The 16670-nt window shown below is 60.2% G+C and carries 14 protein-coding genes; 9 read left to right on the top strand and 5 right to left on the bottom strand.

The genetic code is table 11. The features are described from left to right. Positions 1 to 9: 9 nt before the first annotated feature. The 3 genes from ACW4YW_RS14185 to ACW4YW_RS14175 all read right to left on the bottom strand — a co-directional run bounded on the left by ACW4YW_RS14185 (position 10) and on the right by ACW4YW_RS14175 (position 3282). Positions 10 to 1974, bottom strand: a complete 1965-nt coding sequence (locus ACW4YW_RS14185; RefSeq protein ID WP_457138145.1) for an acyltransferase family protein — start codon at positions 1972 to 1974, stop codon at positions 10 to 12. 215 nt (positions 1975 to 2189) lie between these two features. Further along, positions 2190 to 2651, bottom strand: coding sequence for an N-acetyltransferase family protein (locus tag ACW4YW_RS14180; protein ID WP_457138144.1), 462 nt, complete (start codon positions 2649 to 2651; stop codon positions 2190 to 2192). Beyond that, a complete protein-coding gene (locus tag ACW4YW_RS14175) occupies positions 2644 to 3282 on the bottom strand; it encodes a helix-turn-helix domain-containing protein (protein ID WP_457138143.1) in 639 nt (212 codons plus the stop codon). Before ACW4YW_RS14175 ends, ACW4YW_RS14180 begins: the two co-directional genes overlap by 8 nt. 197 nt (positions 3283 to 3479) lie before the next feature. Here ACW4YW_RS14175 and ACW4YW_RS14170 point away from each other — a divergent pair, with 197 nt between their 5' ends. From ACW4YW_RS14170 to ACW4YW_RS14150, 5 genes are all read left to right on the top strand, one after another. After that, positions 3480 to 4205 (top strand): type 1 glutamine amidotransferase, encoded by a 726-nt coding sequence (locus ACW4YW_RS14170; protein WP_457138142.1) that lies wholly within the window; start codon positions 3480 to 3482, stop codon positions 4203 to 4205. Positions 4206 to 4325: 120 nt separating this feature from the next. Further along, complete coding sequence (locus ACW4YW_RS14165; RefSeq protein WP_457138141.1) at positions 4326 to 5444, top strand: aminomethyltransferase family protein; 1119 nt, start codon at positions 4326 to 4328, stop codon at positions 5442 to 5444. Between the two features lie 3 nt (positions 5445 to 5447). Continuing rightward, a complete protein-coding gene (locus ACW4YW_RS14160) occupies positions 5448 to 6044 on the top strand; it encodes a dimethylamine monooxygenase subunit DmmA family protein (RefSeq protein WP_457138140.1) in 597 nt (198 codons plus the stop codon). Further along, positions 6041 to 6994, top strand: a complete 954-nt coding sequence (locus tag ACW4YW_RS14155; RefSeq protein WP_457138139.1) for a PDR/VanB family oxidoreductase — start codon at positions 6041 to 6043, stop codon at positions 6992 to 6994. Before ACW4YW_RS14160 ends, ACW4YW_RS14155 begins: the two co-directional genes overlap by 4 nt. An 8-nt stretch (positions 6995 to 7002) precedes the next feature. Then, positions 7003 to 8052, top strand: a complete 1050-nt coding sequence (locus ACW4YW_RS14150; RefSeq protein ID WP_457138138.1) for a heme-dependent oxidative N-demethylase family protein — start codon at positions 7003 to 7005, stop codon at positions 8050 to 8052. Positions 8053 to 8410: 358 nt separating this feature from the next. Here ACW4YW_RS14150 and ACW4YW_RS14145 read toward each other — a convergent pair whose 3' ends face one another. After that, on the bottom strand, positions 8411 to 9787 hold the full coding sequence (locus tag ACW4YW_RS14145; protein WP_457138137.1) for a PAS domain-containing protein: 1377 nt from the start codon (positions 9785 to 9787) through the stop codon (positions 8411 to 8413). A gap of 25 nt (positions 9788 to 9812) precedes the next feature. Between ACW4YW_RS14145 and ACW4YW_RS14140 the strand changes: the two genes are divergently transcribed. From ACW4YW_RS14140 to ACW4YW_RS14130, 3 genes are all read left to right on the top strand, one after another. Then, positions 9813 to 11630, top strand: a complete 1818-nt coding sequence (locus ACW4YW_RS14140) for a histidine kinase (RefSeq protein ID WP_457138136.1) — start codon at positions 9813 to 9815, stop codon at positions 11628 to 11630. A gap of 37 nt (positions 11631 to 11667) precedes the next feature. Next, a complete protein-coding gene (gene narL, locus ACW4YW_RS14135; RefSeq protein WP_457138172.1) occupies positions 11668 to 12312 on the top strand; it encodes a two-component system response regulator NarL in 645 nt (214 codons plus the stop codon). 261 nt (positions 12313 to 12573) lie between these two features. After that, the gene (locus ACW4YW_RS14130) at positions 12574 to 14262 is read left to right on the top strand and encodes an APC family permease (RefSeq protein WP_457138135.1); all 1689 of its coding nucleotides are present in this window, start codon (positions 12574 to 12576) and stop codon (positions 14260 to 14262) included. A 62-nt stretch (positions 14263 to 14324) separates the two neighbouring features. Here ACW4YW_RS14130 and ACW4YW_RS14125 read toward each other — a convergent pair whose 3' ends face one another. Next, entirely contained in the window at positions 14325 to 14984 is a 660-nt protein-coding gene (locus ACW4YW_RS14125; protein WP_407994718.1) for a MarC family NAAT transporter, read from the bottom strand. Between the two features lie 423 nt (positions 14985 to 15407). Here ACW4YW_RS14125 and ACW4YW_RS14120 point away from each other — a divergent pair, with 423 nt between their 5' ends. After that, positions 15408 to 16649 (top strand): FAD-dependent oxidoreductase, encoded by a 1242-nt coding sequence (locus tag ACW4YW_RS14120; RefSeq protein WP_457138134.1) that lies wholly within the window; start codon positions 15408 to 15410, stop codon positions 16647 to 16649. Positions 16650 to 16670 lie beyond the last annotated feature (21 nt).

Genomic DNA, 16670 nt, shown 5'->3' with positions numbered 1-16670 from the left:
GCGTTGAGCTTATCTAGAATCTTTATCCAGGATTGTGAGGATTTGCCTGGCGCCAGCGATACTCAAGTGATTATCGTCATAGTAGAGCGCCTGGCCCTCGGCTACTGCCGGGCAGTGCCCATTCTTGCAGAGCTGTTCCACCGGTTTGATGGCATGAAGGCGTTCGCCATAGGGCAGGTTATCCAGCTTTTCCAGGATGAAGGCATGGCGGGCAAGGTAGAAATCCCGGCTGGTCATCTGCCCAAGATCTTGCGGCGAGGCCGTGTGCAGGATGGACATCGGCGTGACTGCCTTGGTGATATCCATGGGCAGTTCCGGGATGGGGTACACGACATATACGTCCTTGCCCGCGGCGAGCAGGCGGTCTATGGTGGCTTTCAGGCTTTGCCAGTATTCCTCCCGGAGTTCCTCGCGGCTCATGCCTGCATATTCGGCCGTGAACTTATTGACCGGGCTTTTATCCGGCAATGACGGATAGTGCTCCAGATTACCGAACAGGGCGCGGGTATAGCTGAAGCCGATCAATACGTGCTTGATGTCCTGTCGTTGTTCCAGGTGGGCAACGGCTTCGCGCATCCAGGCGCTGCATCCAGGCTCCTTGGCCTTGAACAGCAAGGCGGGAGGGCAGCCGCTGAAGCTCAGGTGCAGTAGGCCTTCGTCCCGTTGCTTGAGCTTTTCTCCCAAGGCATAGGCCAATTCCACGGTGTGGCTGTCGCCCAATGTGGCCCAGGTAATGCGCTTGCCGAAGTATTCGCACGATTGCATCGGTTTCAGGTAATCGGTGCCGCTGGTGTGGCATTCCTCCCGCAACGGACTGCCGACGGCACTGGTCATGAGTTCCGGCTGCTCGAAGCGATCGGGAAAGCCCTTGCCCTGCATCCCAGCCAGTCCCGCTGCCAGCATCACGCCTAGCGCCACGCCGGAAAACTGGAAGATGCGAGCGCGGGAGTAGCGCTTCTTGTTACGGAAGGGCTGCTCCACATAGAAATAGCTGAGGATGGCGAGCAAGAAGGCGAGCGCAATCGCAATGGAAAACATCAGCGCGCTCGGATGGGACGTACTTTTCATGCGCATGAAGGCAAACAGCGGCTGGTGCCAGAGGTAGAGCGAATAGGAAATCAGGCCGATGCCGACCATGGCCCGGCTGCAAAGCAGTTTTCCCACCGCGCCGTCGGGGTCGCAAAACGCGATGATGAGGCAGGCGCCCAGTACGGGGAATAGCGCATAGAGGCCGGGGAACGGTGTTTGCTGGTCCAGTAGAAAGACCGCGCCGATGATCAGGGCGAGCCCGGTCCAGGCAAGGACGTTGCGCACGCCTTGGTTGAGGCCGCTCCATCTCTGCGGCCCGAGCAGCGCGAGCAGTGAGCCTGCGAGCAACTCCCAGGCGCGGCTGAAAATGAGGTAGAAGTTGGCATCGACCGCGTTCCGGCGCAGCAGGTATTCCGACAAGGCCAATGAAGCCGCGGCCAGGATCAGCATCACCCAGGTGATCCTGGTGCGGCGCATGAACCACAGCCCGGCAAGCAATAGCGGGAACAGCAGGTAGTACTGTTCTTCCACCGCCAGGCTCCAGGTATGGAGCAAGGGCTTTTCTTCCGATGCCGTGGAGAAGTAGCCGCTGCTGAGGTAGAAAAACACATTGGAGCCGAATGCGGCTACCGATACCAGGCTGCGCGCATAGTCGTGCAGCAGCGAGGGCGGCATGAGGAAAAATGCCGCGATGCTGGTGGCGAGCAATACGACCGCCAGGGCAGGAAGGATGCGGCGTGCCCGGCGTTCGTAGAAGTTGATGATGGAAAAGTGTTGCTGCTCGAGCTCGCCGAGCAGGATGGAGGTAATCAGGTAGCCGCTGATGACGAAGAAGACGTCAACGCCGACATAACCACCGCTGAAACCAGAAAAACCGGCATGGAAGAACACCACCGCCAGCACCGCAACTGCACGTAACCCGTCTACCTCCCGCCTGTATTTCAAACTGCTCCTTTCAGTCCGCGCTTGCTCTTGTTGCAAGGTGTGACAATGCGCATAGCCTGAAATTCAGCGAGGCTTGATACCGGCGTGACTGGGGCGCCTATATTTTGGACGCCTGGCAAAATTCACCTGGCGTTGTTGCTCTGTCGTGTCGTACTACTCGTACTGTTGGGCAGAGTGCCCAGCGGGGATTGATTGGCTGAGGTTTGTTGTTGCGCTTATATGAAGAGGTTGCGTGCCTGCAAGCGCGTGGTATTCCAGCCCAGGTGGTCGTAATAGGCGATGGCGGGCTGGTTGTCCATGTCCACCAATAGCTGGACGCGGGTAGCGCCCTGCGTCTTGGCCCAGGCGAGGGCCTGGGTCAGCAGCTGCTTGCCCAGGCCGGCTCCCCGCCATTGCGCATCGATGACCATGTCCTCGATCCAGGCGGCAGGGCTGCCCTGCGCTGTGGAGACGACCAGTTGCGCGCTGACCATGCCGACCACCTGGCCGCCGGCCTGTTGCGCCACCAGGATGGTGCCACGGTCGGGGTGTTCCAGCAGCAGGCGCAATCCTGCGGTTTGCTTCGCCGGGTCGGGGGTGAAATCCTGTTCTATGCTGAAGAGCTGCTGCAGTAGGCCGCACAACGCCGGGATGTCTGCCGGTTCGGCGGGACGAATGATTGTGGCTGGCTCACTCATGTTCGACCGATTCTTCCGTGTCGTAATGGATGATGGCGAGAAAGCGGATCGGCAGCTTGGCATGGTATTCCGGACGGTGCGGAATTTCGCCGCGGAAGGTGAGGGCGTCGCCCGGCTCCAGCATGTAGACTTCCTCGCCCACGCGATATCCAAGCTCGCCTTCGAGCATGTAGAGAAACTCGGTGCCGCTGTGCTCGAAGGAAGGGAATTCCTCGCCCGGGTCTTCCAGGGTGATGAGGAACGGCTCGAACAGTTTCTTCGGGCCCTGGTCATAGGCCAGCAGATGGTAGGTATGCCCATTTCTGGTGCCGCGGCGCACCACTTCCATGCCCTGGCCCTTTTTCACGAGCTGGGCGCCTCCGGTCGGCTGGTTATAGCCCTGGAACAGCCTCGAAATCGTCACCCCCAGGCTGTTGGCAAGCTGTTCCAATGTATCCAGGCTGGTGGAAACCAGGCCGTTCTCGATCTTGCTCAGCATGCCGCGGCTGATATTGGCGCGCTCGGCCACTTCTGCAATCGTGAGCCCATGTTGCTGGCGGATATCCTTGATGACATTGCCCAAGTGCTTGCCGAGCGGCTTGCTTTCATTGTCGGGGCTTGCCGGCAATGCTTTCTTCACATTTCCCGCCATGTCTCGTCTTTCTCGCTTCCTTGTTTACAGAGGCGAACAGTGTGCCGTTCGCCCGATTCTTGCTTTTCTTGTCACCAGAAGGCAGGAAAAGTTTCTTTAAATTAAATAAAGTTTATTAATAATATTCCATGGTGCTGCCTACGACAAGGCAGCCGCTTGCCGCGACTAATAACAGGCTCTACAACAGGAACCATGCCATGAAACCCGTGATGATCGTGCAGTTTAGCGCTTCCGAAGGGCCGGGACACCTGGGGGATTATCTTGCAAGCGAGCATATTCCGTTCCAGGTATTGAGGATGGACCGGGGTGAGGCATTGCCGGCAGGCATCCATGCCTGCAGCGGCCTTGCCATGATGGGCGGGCCCATGAGCGTCAATGACGATTTGCCCTGGATACCGCCGTTGCTGGAATTGATCAGGGGGGCGGTCGCGCAGCGAGTGCCGGTGATCGGGCATTGTCTGGGAGGCCAGATGCTCGCCAAGGCGATGGGGGGGGAGGTGACGGATAGCCCTTTTACCGAGATCGGCTGGGTGCACGGGGTGCCCGAGGCCGTGCCGCAAGCGACGGAATGGCTGGGCGACCATGCCGCGCTGGACTTGTTCCAGTGGCATTACCAGACATTCTCCATCCCGCCAGGCGCGGTGCGTATCCTGCGCAGCGAGCACTGCGCCAACCAGGCCTATGTGCTGGATGACTTGCATATCGGCTTCCAGTACCATATCGAGATGCAGGCAGGGATGGTGCGCGAGTGGTGCGGGATATCTCCGGAAGAGCTCAAGGGAGGAAGTGATGCTGACCCGGCACAGCCCATGATCCAGTCTGCCGCCGAAATACTGCATGATCTCGACGTACGCATAGCTACGCTCAACCAATGGGCGGGGTATGTATATGCACGCTGGGCTAAGAACCTAAAGCGGGATTGAGATGGCCGTAAGCCGCGACTGTCGCGGATACCACCTTGGGAGTACATCTTCGAGAGAATTTTCCGCGACTGGCGTTTTGACTATTGTTGACCTTGAAATGACCACTTCTAAGGATAAAGCATGTCAAGGAATTCGATTCTCAACGAACGCCATCGCGCCCTCGGCTCTAAGCTGGACGGGGAAACCTGGAACGATATGCCCATTCCCTGGAGCTATGACGCCGATGTCCACGACGAAGTCGTCGCGGTACGTTCCAGGGCCGGGCTCTACGATGTATCCGCGTTGAATATCGTCAATGTCACTGGCCCGGATGCGGAGAAGGCAGTGGACCGGCTGGTGGCGCGGGACATTACCAGGCTCAAGCCTGGCCATTCGCTGCTGGCGGCGGAGGTGAACGAGGCGGGGGCGATTTGCGACGACATCATGGTGATCCGCGATTCCGCGACCAAATTCCGCCTCTCCCACGGCAGCGGTGCGACCAAGCAACAGCTGGCGAAGATCGCGCAAGGCCTCGACGTCAAGGTCGAGCCCGACCTCGGCGCGCATATTCTCTCGCTGCAAGGCCCCAAGTCGCTGGCGGTGCTGAACCCGTTGCTGGCGTTCGATCTCAAGGAGCTGGCGTATTTCCAGCACAAGCCGGCCAAGCTGTTCGGCAAGGATGTCTATATCGCCCGCGGCGGATACTCCGGCGAGCTGGGCTATGAAATCTACTGCCGCGAGGAAGATGCTGTGCTGCTGTGGGATGGGGTGCTGAAAGCCGGTGAGTCGTTCGGCGTGATCCCCGCCTCATGGAATTCCTTGGAGCTGACCCGCATAGAGGCGGCGTTGCTGTTCTTCCCGTTCGAGATGATAGAGGGCGATACCACGCCGTGGGAGATCAACATGGCATGGGGCGTCGACTTCGACAAGCCGGGCGACTATATCGGCAAGGCCGCCGTGCTGGCGTCGAAGGGCAAGGAGCGCGTGCGCCAGATAGGCCTGGTCTGCCAGGCGGCGGTTGCCGTGGAAGCCGGTGCGGCGATCCATATCGGCGGCAAGCAGGTGGGCGTGATCACCAGCGCTTCCTACAGCCGTTATCTCATGCAGTCCCTGGCGCTGGCGCATATTGCGCCGGAGTTTGCCGTGAACGGCACCGCAGTTGAGGTCAAGGGCAAGTCTGCTAGCTGGCAGGCCTACGTCGCGCCTATCCCTTTCTACGACCCGTTGCGCTTGCGTACTCACCCGCGGGAAGAGGTCTGAGCCATGCAGCATGGATACTGGATCAGGAGCAAGCCGGTGTATGCCAGCCTGGCCTGGCAGCACCAGGCGCAGGCGCATGTGGTGCTGGCGCAGGGCGAGGCCGGGCGTGCCGTGCTGCGCCTCTACCAGCAGCGCCTGCCCGAACAACCTGGCGCCATCCTGTACCTGACCAGTCAGGAAACGGATTACACCGCCGCGTTGAAATCCTTGGCAGGCGACAGCGTGCAGGTATTCACCAGCCAGGAGGCGCTATGGGCCGCTTTCGATGCCCTGCTTTCCAACGCGTACATGGGTACGCGCCTGTATGCAGCCGGTGATGAGGACTTCCTCTGGCAGGTTTCGACGCTGGCCGCCAAGCATGGCGTGCTCAATGCCGATATCATGCGCGAGCAGCATGTGTCGCTGGCGCGCCCGGTGTACTGCGTGCACTGCAAGACAATTACGCCGCATGTCACGACCAATATCGCGGTATGCGTCGGCTGCCGGCGCCATCTGTTCGTGCGCGACCATTTCTCGCGCCGGCTCGGCGCCTATATGGGGCTGATGGTCGATGCCGAAGCGCCCGGCGAGATACCAGCGGCCGAGGAGATTTATCCATGAGCAGCTTGAAAGTGATCGTTGCCGAGATTGCCGAGGCGGCGGAAGGCATACGCCGCTTCACCCTGATTGCCGCCGATGGCGGCGAATTGCCCGGGTTTTCCGGCGGCAGCCATGTGGTGGTGTCCATGCCGGCAGGGCCGCGTACTCACCGCAACGCCTATTCGCTGCTGAGCCCGCCTTCGGACCGCCGCAACTACCAGATTGCCGTGCGCCTGCAGGAGAACTCGCGCGGCGGTTCGCGCTTCATGCATGAGCAGGTCAAGGTGGGCACGGCGTTGGAAATCTCCTGGCCGGTCAACCTGTTCGGCATTTCGCGTGTCGGCCGCAAGCACATCCTGGTGGCGGGCGGCATCGGCATCACGCCGTTCATGTCGCAAGTGCATGACTTGCTGCGCAGCGGGGCGAATTTCGAACTGCATTACGCCTTCCGCTCCCCGCGCCACGCCGGGTTCGTCGGCGAGCTGCAAGGCTTGCTGGGCGGCAGGCTGGTTTGCTACGACCAGAGCCAGGGGCAGGCGCTCGATACCGCCACATTGCTTTCACGCCAGCCTCTAGGGACGCATGTGTATGTCTGCGGCCCCGGCGGCATGGTCGACGCCGTGCTGAATACCGCCAGCCGACTGGGATGGCCCGAGGCGCATGTCCACCATGAGGAGTTCCTTGCGCCGCCCGTGGGCGAGCCGTTCGCCATTCGCCTCAAGCAGTCGGCGCGGGTGGTGGAAGTGGGGGCCGAGGAAAGCATGCTGGAGGCCATGGAGGCTGCCGGCGTCGACGTGCCCTACCTGTGCCGCGGCGGCGCATGCGGCCGCTGCGAGCTCGAAGTGCTGGCGACGGATGGCGTGATCGAGCATCACGACCATTACCTGTCCGAAGACGAAAGGCGCTCGGGCGGCAAGATCATGCCTTGCGTTTCCCGCGCCAAATGCTCGTTTATTGAACTCAACCTCTGAGGTGCACCATGAACAACCTTGCCTACAAACTCGACGCGGAAACCTTCCGCGGCGCCTATACTTTCCATAACTCTCCCGCGGCGATCCGGCGTTTTCCCTTTCCGTTCGACCAGGACCACTACATGTATTCGGTCAACATCGAGCCGCACAAGCCCGGCGCGCAAGGTTCCGTCTATGAGCACCCGTTCGATATCGACGAGCACTATGCCGACGAGTGCGTGGACAAATGGGCGACCCTGGACCAGGACCGTGGGCGCTATGCGGCATTGCCGCACATGATGGACGCGCAATGGGATTTCCTGGAACTCACCATGGAAAGCCTGGCGCGCGATTACCCGGCGCAATTCAAGCTGAGCAAGCATGGCGAGCGCTGGACCTGGAACAACCTGGTATTGGGCATAGAGGATAGCTTCGTGTTCGGCGACGCCTCCACGTTGCCGATGGAGCCTTTCGAGTACATGGGCCGGCAGGTGCAGGGCGATTTCGTGTTGCTCGACCAGCGCGAGGGAACATTATTCGCCGATGCGGGCTTCATCACCAGCCAGGCCGACTGGTCGCTCGCATTCGATGTCGGCATGTCGTGGCAGGAATGGCATGGTCCTGTGCCGCAGGTAGAGAAAATGGGCATCATGGACCGCGCGCTGAAGTTCCTCATGAGCCTGCAGCAGGGCAGCCCGGTGCGCCGCCTCAACTGGACCATGACCATCAACCCGCGCCTGGATACCTCGCCGGAGCATTACCCGGAATGGGGTCCTGACCGGCTGAAAGTGGATGCCGGCAATGCGGGCGAGAAAGCGCACTTGCGGGTGGAGCTGCAAAGCCTGTTCCGCTTGCCGCGCAGCAACGCCATCCTGTTCAGCATCCGCTGCTACCTCATGAGCCTGGAGGAGATGGCGACCTACCCGCGCTGGGTGAAGCGTTTCCATCGCGTGATCCGCGACCTGCACCCCGACCTGCTGGAATACAAGGGCATCAAGGTGTACCACGAACCCGTGGTGGCGTGGCTGTCGCAGCACGACGATGGCGAGATGTTGCCGCCAGGCACGCAGCCGGAATGATATGGTTGTGTTTTAAAACGTGATAAATGTGCCGCCTTGCCTAGAGCCTGTTCAATGTCTTTTCATCAGGCACGTTGCCCCGGCAGGGTAGTCGAAAAGGCGCAAACCGCAGACGGGCTTATTGCCCGGCGAGGATTTGCAACGCCGCAGCGGCTGCGCTGCCGGGGAAACCCAAAGGGCACGGCTCCAAAACGCGCCCGCTCTGCGTTGCAATCCTTGGCAAGGCATCAGCATTACCTGCGGACTGCGCCTTGACCGGACACGTTTTGGAGCCATGCGTGCCCGATGAAAAGACATTGAACAGGCTCTTACTTCTTCGGCAAGGCAGGGCACAACGCCATGAGAGTTTTGGCCGCTCTCAGTGGCTGAGCTGGTGCTGCAGATGCATGAAGGCCGGGGCCGCCTCGGCATTTTCTCCGCCCAGGGCGGCGATAAAGCCTTCCACGGCGAGCAGTTCGCCGGTGCTGGCATAGATGCCGTTGCCTTGCTCCCAGACCCACTGGTAGGAGCCGTTGCGTGAATACAGGCGGTAGATTGCCTGCAACGCCTGCCGCTGCGTGAGCTGTTCGCGGGCGGTTTCCCACACCTGGTAATCGCCCGGGTGCAGTAGCTTCCTGAAGCTGAGGGCGGGGCTGGCGATCAGCTCATGCGTGCCGTAGCCGGTGAGGTTGAGGCTGCCGTCGCTGACGAACTCGAAATTGAGGCCGTGGTCGGCCTTGCGCCGGTAGATCATGCACGGCACGTTGTTGATCAGGCTGCTGAGGGAGTGGCGGTTGCTCCTGAGGCCGGCTTCGATCTGGCGCGCCTCGGTGATGTCGGTGAGGGTGCCGAGCACGCTGGCGCCCTCGTTTTCCGTCATGGCGGAGCTGCGGGCGCGGATTTCCACCCAGCATGGCTCGCCGTTGCGCTTGATCAGCCGGATCTGCTCGTTGCAGCGCAGGCGCTTGCCGCGGGCGATGGAGTCGAGGCGCGCAATCGCGAGCGGCTTGTCCTCGGGGTGGATGAAGTCGATCAACGGCTTGCCCAGGGATTCTTCGATCGAGTACTCGAGCAGGGCTTCCCAGCTCGGGTTGAGGAAACTCAGCCTGTTGCCGCGTTGCAGCTCGAACACCACTTCCTCCAGGCGGTTGATGAGGAGGTGGTAGTTGAATTGTTCGTTGAAGCGCACGCCGGTGGCCGGCCCGCTGGAAACCAGCGAGAATTGCAGCAGCAGGCGCTGGTGGGTGGCGCCATGCCCCATGGGGGAGAGGGAAAGCTTGCTCGGCAGCACGGTGCCGTCGAAACAAAGCAGGCGCAAAGTGCTATCCTCCCTGGCGGGGGCATCGATATTGGCCAGCAATGCCGCCAGCAGTTGGTGGTCTCCCGGGTGGATGACGTTAGTGAGCGGCATGCCGACGATCTGGTCCGACATGCCGGCCATGCCCAGCTCGTTGAGGAAAGCCTGGTTGGCGAACACCACCGTATGGTTCTCCACCACCGCTGCGGGCGACGAAAGGCGCGAGGAGACTTCGTGCTCCCAGTTGGGGCTGCGCATGCGGGCCTGCATGCGGCCGATGTTCTGCCGTGCCAGCACGGGCGAGAGCGCCGCCATCAGCAGCAGCGTCAGCAATATGCTGCTGACGATGAGGAGCCCGGTGAGGTGGGTGGCAAAGGGCGCGCTGGCGGTCCACCAGCTGTTGAACACCAGCAGGAAGATAATGCTCAGTATCAGTGTGCTGAAAAGATATAGGCTCATGGCAGTGGCTAAAGGCTAGAACAATTTGCAATCCGGAACCATCAAGACAAGGCTGGTCAAGCCGCTCGGCATCCTGCGTGAGCGCTTGCTGCGTCATGCGCTGTACCTGCGCCTCGTCATGCTGCTGTCCTGCGCGGCGATACTGGCCGTCATGATGCAGGCAGGCTCGCTGTTCCTTCTAGATTACATACCCGCCAGCCAATCCGCAATCCAGCAGTTGGCGCAACGCAAGCTCGAATGGAGCCAGTTTCCCGGCAATGCCGAAATGCGGCAGCCTCCGCCTGCCTGGAGCGCTGCGACATTGACCAGCGGCAATACCTCCCGTCAGTGGTATGCAGAGCACCAGTCCCGCAAGCTGGCCGCGCTGATTGCCCGGTTGCAGCAGGATGAAGCCGCTTATCTTGCGGGACCACAAGGGGGTGCTGGTGCAAAAGCTATGCAGTCGATATTGGCAGGCCACGACGCCCTACTCGATGCGTTGCGCCGCGATGTAGATGAAAAGCAGACGGTGCTGGTGATGCTGCAGTTCATGGGTCTGTTGCTACTGTTGTGCTGCCTGGTCGCGGTGGCGTTGCTGGTCAAGCAGATATTGATAGACCGCGTCGCAGCCTTGGTCGCCATGCTGCCGGGCGAGCAGTTGCCTGCGCGGGACAGCCGGCATATGGACGAACTCTCCCAGCTGGAAGGCGTGGTGCAGGCGTTCTCCGCACAGATGCAGGGCTTCAAGTCCGAAACCGAGTGGTTCAACCGCACGCGGAGCGAACTGCTGCGCCGGCTATTGCGCGCGCGCACCTTCCTGCACGGCCTGGTGCTCTCGCTGAATGACAATGTGCTGAACGAGTCCGTGCTCAGGACCATGATCTACTCGATGGAAAGCAGCCTGGACCTACGCAACGTATCCTTGCGCTTCATGCTGGACGGCGGGGAGAGCCGGGGCGAGCGCTTGCTGTTTTCGCAATACGCCCCGGAGGCCTTGCCGGAGGAAGTGCTGCGCGACCTGGCGACGCAGCGTTCGGCCAAATTCATGCTGGGCCACGAATGCATTGCCGCGACATTCGCCTGCCAGGGGGACAATTTCGGCATGCTGATCCTGGAAGCGAAGCCCGGCCAGGAGTTATACGAGTCCGATATCTCGCTGGCGGAAATCACGGCGCAACTGCTTTCATTGGTGCTGGGCGCGCAAAGCCGGGAGGAGCAGGCGCGGCGGCTGGCCTTGTTCGAGGAGCGTGCCGCGATTGCGCGCGAACTGCATGACTCCCTGGCGCAGTCGCTTTCCTACATGAAGATCCAGATCGCGCGGCTGCAAACGCAGAAGTCCGGAGAGCCAGGGGAAACCAGCGAAGTGACTAACGAGATTGCGAGCGAGCTGCGCGAAGGCCTGGATACCGCCTACCGCGAATTGCGCGAGCTGCTTTCCACTTTCCGCATGCATATGGATGTGCGCGGGCTGGGGTTTGCCATCCAGGCGGCGATCGACGAATTCTCCAACCGCTCCTCGGTTGCGATTACGCTGGATAACCGCCTAGTCAACTGCCGTTTGACCGTGAACGAGGAATTCCACATCCTGCACGTGATACGCGAGGCGCTCTCCAATATCATCCGCCATGCGGGCGCGCATAACGTCGTGGTGGCGCTAGCCTACACACCTGGCAGCACCGTCGTGGTCACCATCGACGACGATGGCGTCGGCATGCCTGCCGCGGCGACGGATGAGCCAGGCCATTACGGGCAGAGCATCATGCGCGACCGGGCATACAGCCTGGGCGGGGATATTACGGTCAGCGCACGGCGCCAGGGCGGCACGCGCGTCAGGCTGATTTTCACACCCAAGCTCAACCAGTAGGTTATTTCAATATCTTGCACGAAAGTAAGTGAACACTATGCTGAAGGTATTCCTGATTGACGACCATGCCCTGTTCCGCAAAGGCGTGAGCCAGATGATAGGCGCCGACCCGCTGTTCGAGGTGGTCGGCGAGGCTTCCTCGGGGCTGGAAGGCCTGGAGCGGGCGCCTGCGCTGGCGCCGGATATCGTGCTGATCGACCTCAACATGAAAGGGGTGGACGGGCTGGAGACCTTGCGCAGGTTCAAGGCCGGCGACCTCCAGGCACGCTTCGTCGTCCTGACCGTGTCCGATGCCGAGGACGACCTGCTGGAAGCCCTGCGGGCAGGTGCGGACGGCTATTTGCTCAAGGACATGGAGCCGGAACAGCTTTGCGGCAGCTTGAAGAAAATCGCGGAAGGCGTGACCGTGATCCAGGACCGGTTGACCGAGGTGCTCAGGCAAGCGTTGCAGGAGCAGGTTGGCAAACTCGCACCCGCCACCCCGGACCAGGTTTCCCTGACCGACCGCGAGCAGGAAATCCTGCAATGCCTTGCGGATGGCCTGAGCAACAAGGCGATTGCGCGCAAGCTGGGCATTTCCGACACCACTGTGAAGGTGCACGTCAAGCACCTGCTGAGCAAGCTGCGCCTCACCAGCAGGCTGGAGGCCGCTGTCTGGGCGCACCGTCATAAGAGCCACTAACAAAACCCTTCTGGCGTCGTTGCTCTGCCTTGCCGTACTACTCGTACTGTCTGCATCCTCGCGTCTAGTCTCGGGTTGAGAGATATGAGGCGAGCCAGAGCTGTTGTTGGCAGATGTAAGTAGTGACTTACATTCCGGATAGATACCTCCTAAGTAGTAATCCGTAGTGGGAATTGTGGCAGCCAGCCCATCCGTTATCCAATGCAATCCTGGAGAAGATGCATTCCCGCATCTTGATGTTCATGTTCAGGAGACTGCAAATTGAGTGCTACCCCATCCCTAGATGTCACGGCAGCGACCCTGGCCGACCCGCCCAAGTCCGGCAGCCTGCACCGCAAGATAGGCTGGCAGGGCGCATTCTGGGTTGCCAGCGGCGTGCCGGCCCTGGTGTTGTTTTCGATTGGCGCGATTGCCTCGACCGTGGGCAAGCCCGCCTGGCTGGCCTGGATGCTGTCGATCACCTTCGGCTTCATCCAGGCGTTCACCTATGCCGAGATCGCGGGCATGTTCCCGCACAAGTCCGGCGGCGCCTCTGTATATGGCGCCATTGCCTGGGTGCGCTACAGCAAGTTCATCGCGCCGATCTCGGTGTGGTGCAACTGGCTGGCCTGGACGCCGGTGCTGGCGATCGGTTCCGGCCTGGCGGCAGGCTATATCCTGCTGGCGATGTTCCCGGCGGACGCGGTGATCAATACCTGGCAGATTACTTTGATGGACCTCGGCTTTATCAAGTCAGGGCTTAGCCTGCGCATCGACGCCACCTTTATTCTCGGCGCGGCGGTGCTGCTTGGGGTGTTCGGCATCCAGCACGGCGGCATCCTGCGCTCTTCGCGCGTGACCATGATCCTGGGCTTGGCGGCCTTGATCCCGCTCATGCTGATCGGCATCGTGCCCATCCTCACTGGCGACATTTCCGCAGCCAATTTCCTCCCCGTCGCCCCGCTAGCTTACGACGAGGCCGGCAACGTGGTGAACGGCGCCTGGGATATCGAGGGCTGGAAGCTTATGGCAGGCGGCATGTTCATTGCGGCCTGGTCCACCTATGCTTTCGAAACTTCCGTCTGCTATACGCGCGAGTTCCGTAATCCCAAGACCGACACCTTCAAGGCGATCTTCTACTCAGGCTTGCTCTGTCTCGCCGTGTTCACCCTGGTGCCGATCGCGTTCCAGGCGGACCTCGGCCTCGGCCACCTAGTGACGCCCGCCGTGCTGGATGCCGCAGGCAATGAAACCAGCCCCGCAGTCTACGACGGCATGCTGGCCCCCGACATTTATAGCGGCATGGGCGTCGCGAGCGCGCTAGCGTCCATGTTGGGCGGCAGCCAGCAGCTGGGCAATATCATCGTCATCATGCTGGTGCTGGCCCTGCTGCTTTCCATCATGACCTCCATGGCGGGCTCTTCCCGTACCTTGTTCCAGGGCGCGGTGGATGGCTGGCTGCCCAAATACCTTTCCCATGCCAACGAGCACGGAGCGCCGACGCGCGCCATGTGGACCGACCTCTGCTTCAACCTGGTGCTGCTGCTGATGTCCGATTACGTGTTTGTGCTGGCGGTGTCGAATGTCTGCTACATCATGTTCAACTTCCTCAACCTCAATGCCGGCTGGATCCATCGCCTGGACCGGCCGAAGTGGGAGCGCCCCTACAAGGCGCCGCTGATCCTGATCGTCCTGGGCACCATCTTGAGCTTTGTGAATGTCGCCCTGATGGGCTTGGGCGCCAATATCTGGGGCGAGGGCACCTTATGGTCCGGCGTGGTATGCGCTGCCCTGATCGTACCGGTGTTCCTCTACCGCCACTACGTGCAGGACAAAGGCGTGTTCCCCAAGGCCATGCTGGAGGACATGCACATGGGCGACGAGGCGGGCGTGAAGAAACGCGCGGGCATCATGCCGTTCGTTGCCATTGGCGTGGCGGTGCTGATCGTGGTTTATATGCAGCAGCTATAAGTTTCGGCTAAAGTTTCAGCTACTCAATGACATCAAGGCCTCGCGAGAGGCCTTGACCGTTTCTACATCTTGGCAAACTCGATATAGAAGTCGCGTATGCCCGACGCCAGGAACTGTACCGCCACGCAGGTGAGCAGAAAGCCCATGATCTTGGTGACGGCCTGCATGCCGTGTTCGCCCAGCATTTTCTCGATATAGGTGGCCGAGGACAGCGCCAGGTAGGCGATGCCGGTGGTGATGGCAATCCCGGCAATGACGATGGGGTCGCCGATGAGGTGGGAGCCTTCGGGAATCTGCGAGCCGAAACTCATGATGACCGCGATCGAGCCCGGCCCCGCCATGCTGGGCATCGCCAATGGCGAGAACGAATAATCCAGGTTGGCATGCTTGATTTCGTCAGGCTCTGAATCCACGCTGGAGGACGAATCCAGTCCCGAGAAGATCATGCGCAAGGCCAGGATCAGGATGATGATGCCGCCCGCGACGCGAATCCCGGGCATGGAAATGCCGAACAGGTTGATGATGCCGTTGCCCAGCAACAGGAACGTCGTGAGGATGCAGAACGCGTAGATACAAGCTTTCTTGGCTTGCCGCTTTCTGGTCTCGACTGTCATTTGGCGCGTCAGCGCCATATACAGCGGGATCGTGGTGAGCGGGTTCATGATGGGCAGCAGGCCGATCACGACGATAGAAACGTATTTGAGGGCTTCCAATATGCTCAAGGCTCGATCCTTTTCTGTGCTGAAGAGTATGTCTGGATAGGATTCTAATACGGGATGATGTTCTGACCGTTGAGTCTCGATGTCTTCGACGACTTTTTTGCATGCGCCCTCGCTCGAGACGCACTTTTCTCTTTCCCGAGGTTTTCAATTTTCCCAGACTTTGAAGTGTTACCTGGCATCCAGGTTGCATGGTCTTTGTTATGCCGTGAAATGGATAAAAACATGCACAAATATGGTGCCTATCACCTTGAATTTGCTTGTTTTTGGTGCAAAGTTTCTTTTTATGAAAAAAAGTTTCATAAATGTGTTGACGCTGTTTTTTGACCTCGGTATAAATGCACTAAAGTTTCTTTTAGAGAAAAAAAGTTTACTTAAAGTGTGTAGTGCAGTGTTGATGACTAACGTCTTTTGGAGCCACGATAAATGCCGTTGAGATTGCTTAAATACGCGTTGAGCAGGGAGTATCCCGGAACGCGTTTTTTCCAGGCGCACACCACGCCGAAGAAATCCTATGACGTGGTGATCATCGGCGGCGGCGGCCACGGCCTGGCAGCGGCGTATTACCTGGCCAAGCACCACGGCATCACCAATGTCGCGGTGCTGGAAAAAGGCTATATCGGCGGCGGCAACACTGGCCGCAACACCACCATCGTGCGTTCCAACTACCTCACACCCGAAGGCGTGAAGTTCTACGACGCCAGCGTCAAGATCTACGAAGACCTTTCCGAAGAGCTGGACCTCAACCTGTTCTATTCCACGCGCGGCCACTTCACGCTCGCGCATACCGAATCCGCGATGCGCACCATGCGCTGGCGCGCCGAGGTCAACAAGCATGTGGGCGTGGAAAGCTACGTGGTCGGCCCGGACGAAATCGCCAAGGCCTGTCCGCAACTGGATTTGAGCTGTAGCGGCAAGGCGCCCATCGTTGGTGCTCTCTATCATGCGCCGGGCTCGGTGGCGCGCCATGATGCCGTGGCCTGGGGTTATGCCCGAGGCGCGGACCGACTGGGTGTGGAGATTTTCCAGAACACCGAAGTCACCGGCATCGACGTGAAGGGCGGCCAGGTAGTGGGCGTGAACACCAACAAGGGTTATATCGCCACCAACAATGTGTTGTCCGCGGTGGCGGGCTTCACGCCGAGAATCTGCGAGATGGTGGGCGTGGAAACGCCTATCGTCATCCATCCGCTGCAAGCCTGTGTCACCGAACCGATGAAGCCGTGGCTCGACACTATCCTCGTCTCGGGCAGCCTGCATGTGTATGTGAGCCAGTCCTCGCGCGGCGAGCTGGTGATGGGTTCCTCGCTCGATCCTTACGAAGTGCATTCCACGCGCTCGACTCTGGATTTCGTCGAGGGGCTGACTTCGCACATGCTGGACATGTTCCCCTTCCTTTCCAATATCAAGGTGGTGCGCCAGTGGGCGGGCATGGCCGACATGACGCCGGATTTCGCGCCGGTAATGGGCAAGACGCCGGTCAAGGGCTTTTACCTCGACGCGGGCTGGGGCACCTGGGGCTTCAAGGCGACGCCGATCAGCGGCAAGACCATGGCCGAGACCATCGCGCGCGACCAGGCGCCCGAGCTGATCCATTCCTTCCGCCTGTCGCGCTTCGAGGATTACGAGCTGACTGGCGAAAAGGGTGCGGCCTCAGTAGGTCATTGAGTCAGGACTAGGCCATTGAGC

It is taken from the genome of Methylobacillus pratensis (assembly GCF_054072455.1).
Note: the sequence above shows the minus strand (reverse complement) of the source record. Positions and strands in the feature narration are given on the sequence as shown.

Excerpts from the sequence above, each read along its gene's own strand:
- ACW4YW_RS14170 (WP_457138142.1), top strand. The coding sequence starts at position 3,480 with ATGAAACCCGTGATGATCGTGCAGTTTAGCGCTTCCGAAGGGCCGGGA.
- ACW4YW_RS14145 (WP_457138137.1), bottom strand. The coding sequence starts at position 9,787 with ATGAGCCTATATCTTTTCAGCACACTGATACTGAGCATTATCTTCCTG.
- narL (WP_457138172.1), top strand. The coding sequence starts at position 11,668 with ATGCTGAAGGTATTCCTGATTGACGACCATGCCCTGTTCCGCAAAGGC.
- ACW4YW_RS14150 (WP_457138138.1), top strand. The coding sequence starts at position 7,003 with ATGAACAACCTTGCCTACAAACTCGACGCGGAAACCTTCCGCGGCGCC.
- ACW4YW_RS14180 (WP_457138144.1), bottom strand. The coding sequence starts at position 2,651 with ATGAGTGAGCCAGCCACAATCATTCGTCCCGCCGAACCGGCAGACATC.
- ACW4YW_RS14120 (WP_457138134.1), top strand. The coding sequence starts at position 15,408 with ATGCCGTTGAGATTGCTTAAATACGCGTTGAGCAGGGAGTATCCCGGA.
- ACW4YW_RS14160 (WP_457138140.1), top strand. The coding sequence starts at position 5,448 with ATGCAGCATGGATACTGGATCAGGAGCAAGCCGGTGTATGCCAGCCTG.
- ACW4YW_RS14175 (WP_457138143.1), bottom strand. The coding sequence starts at position 3,282 with ATGGCGGGAAATGTGAAGAAAGCATTGCCGGCAAGCCCCGACAATGAA.
- ACW4YW_RS14165 (WP_457138141.1), top strand. The coding sequence starts at position 4,326 with ATGTCAAGGAATTCGATTCTCAACGAACGCCATCGCGCCCTCGGCTCT.
- ACW4YW_RS14155 (WP_457138139.1), top strand. The coding sequence starts at position 6,041 with ATGAGCAGCTTGAAAGTGATCGTTGCCGAGATTGCCGAGGCGGCGGAA.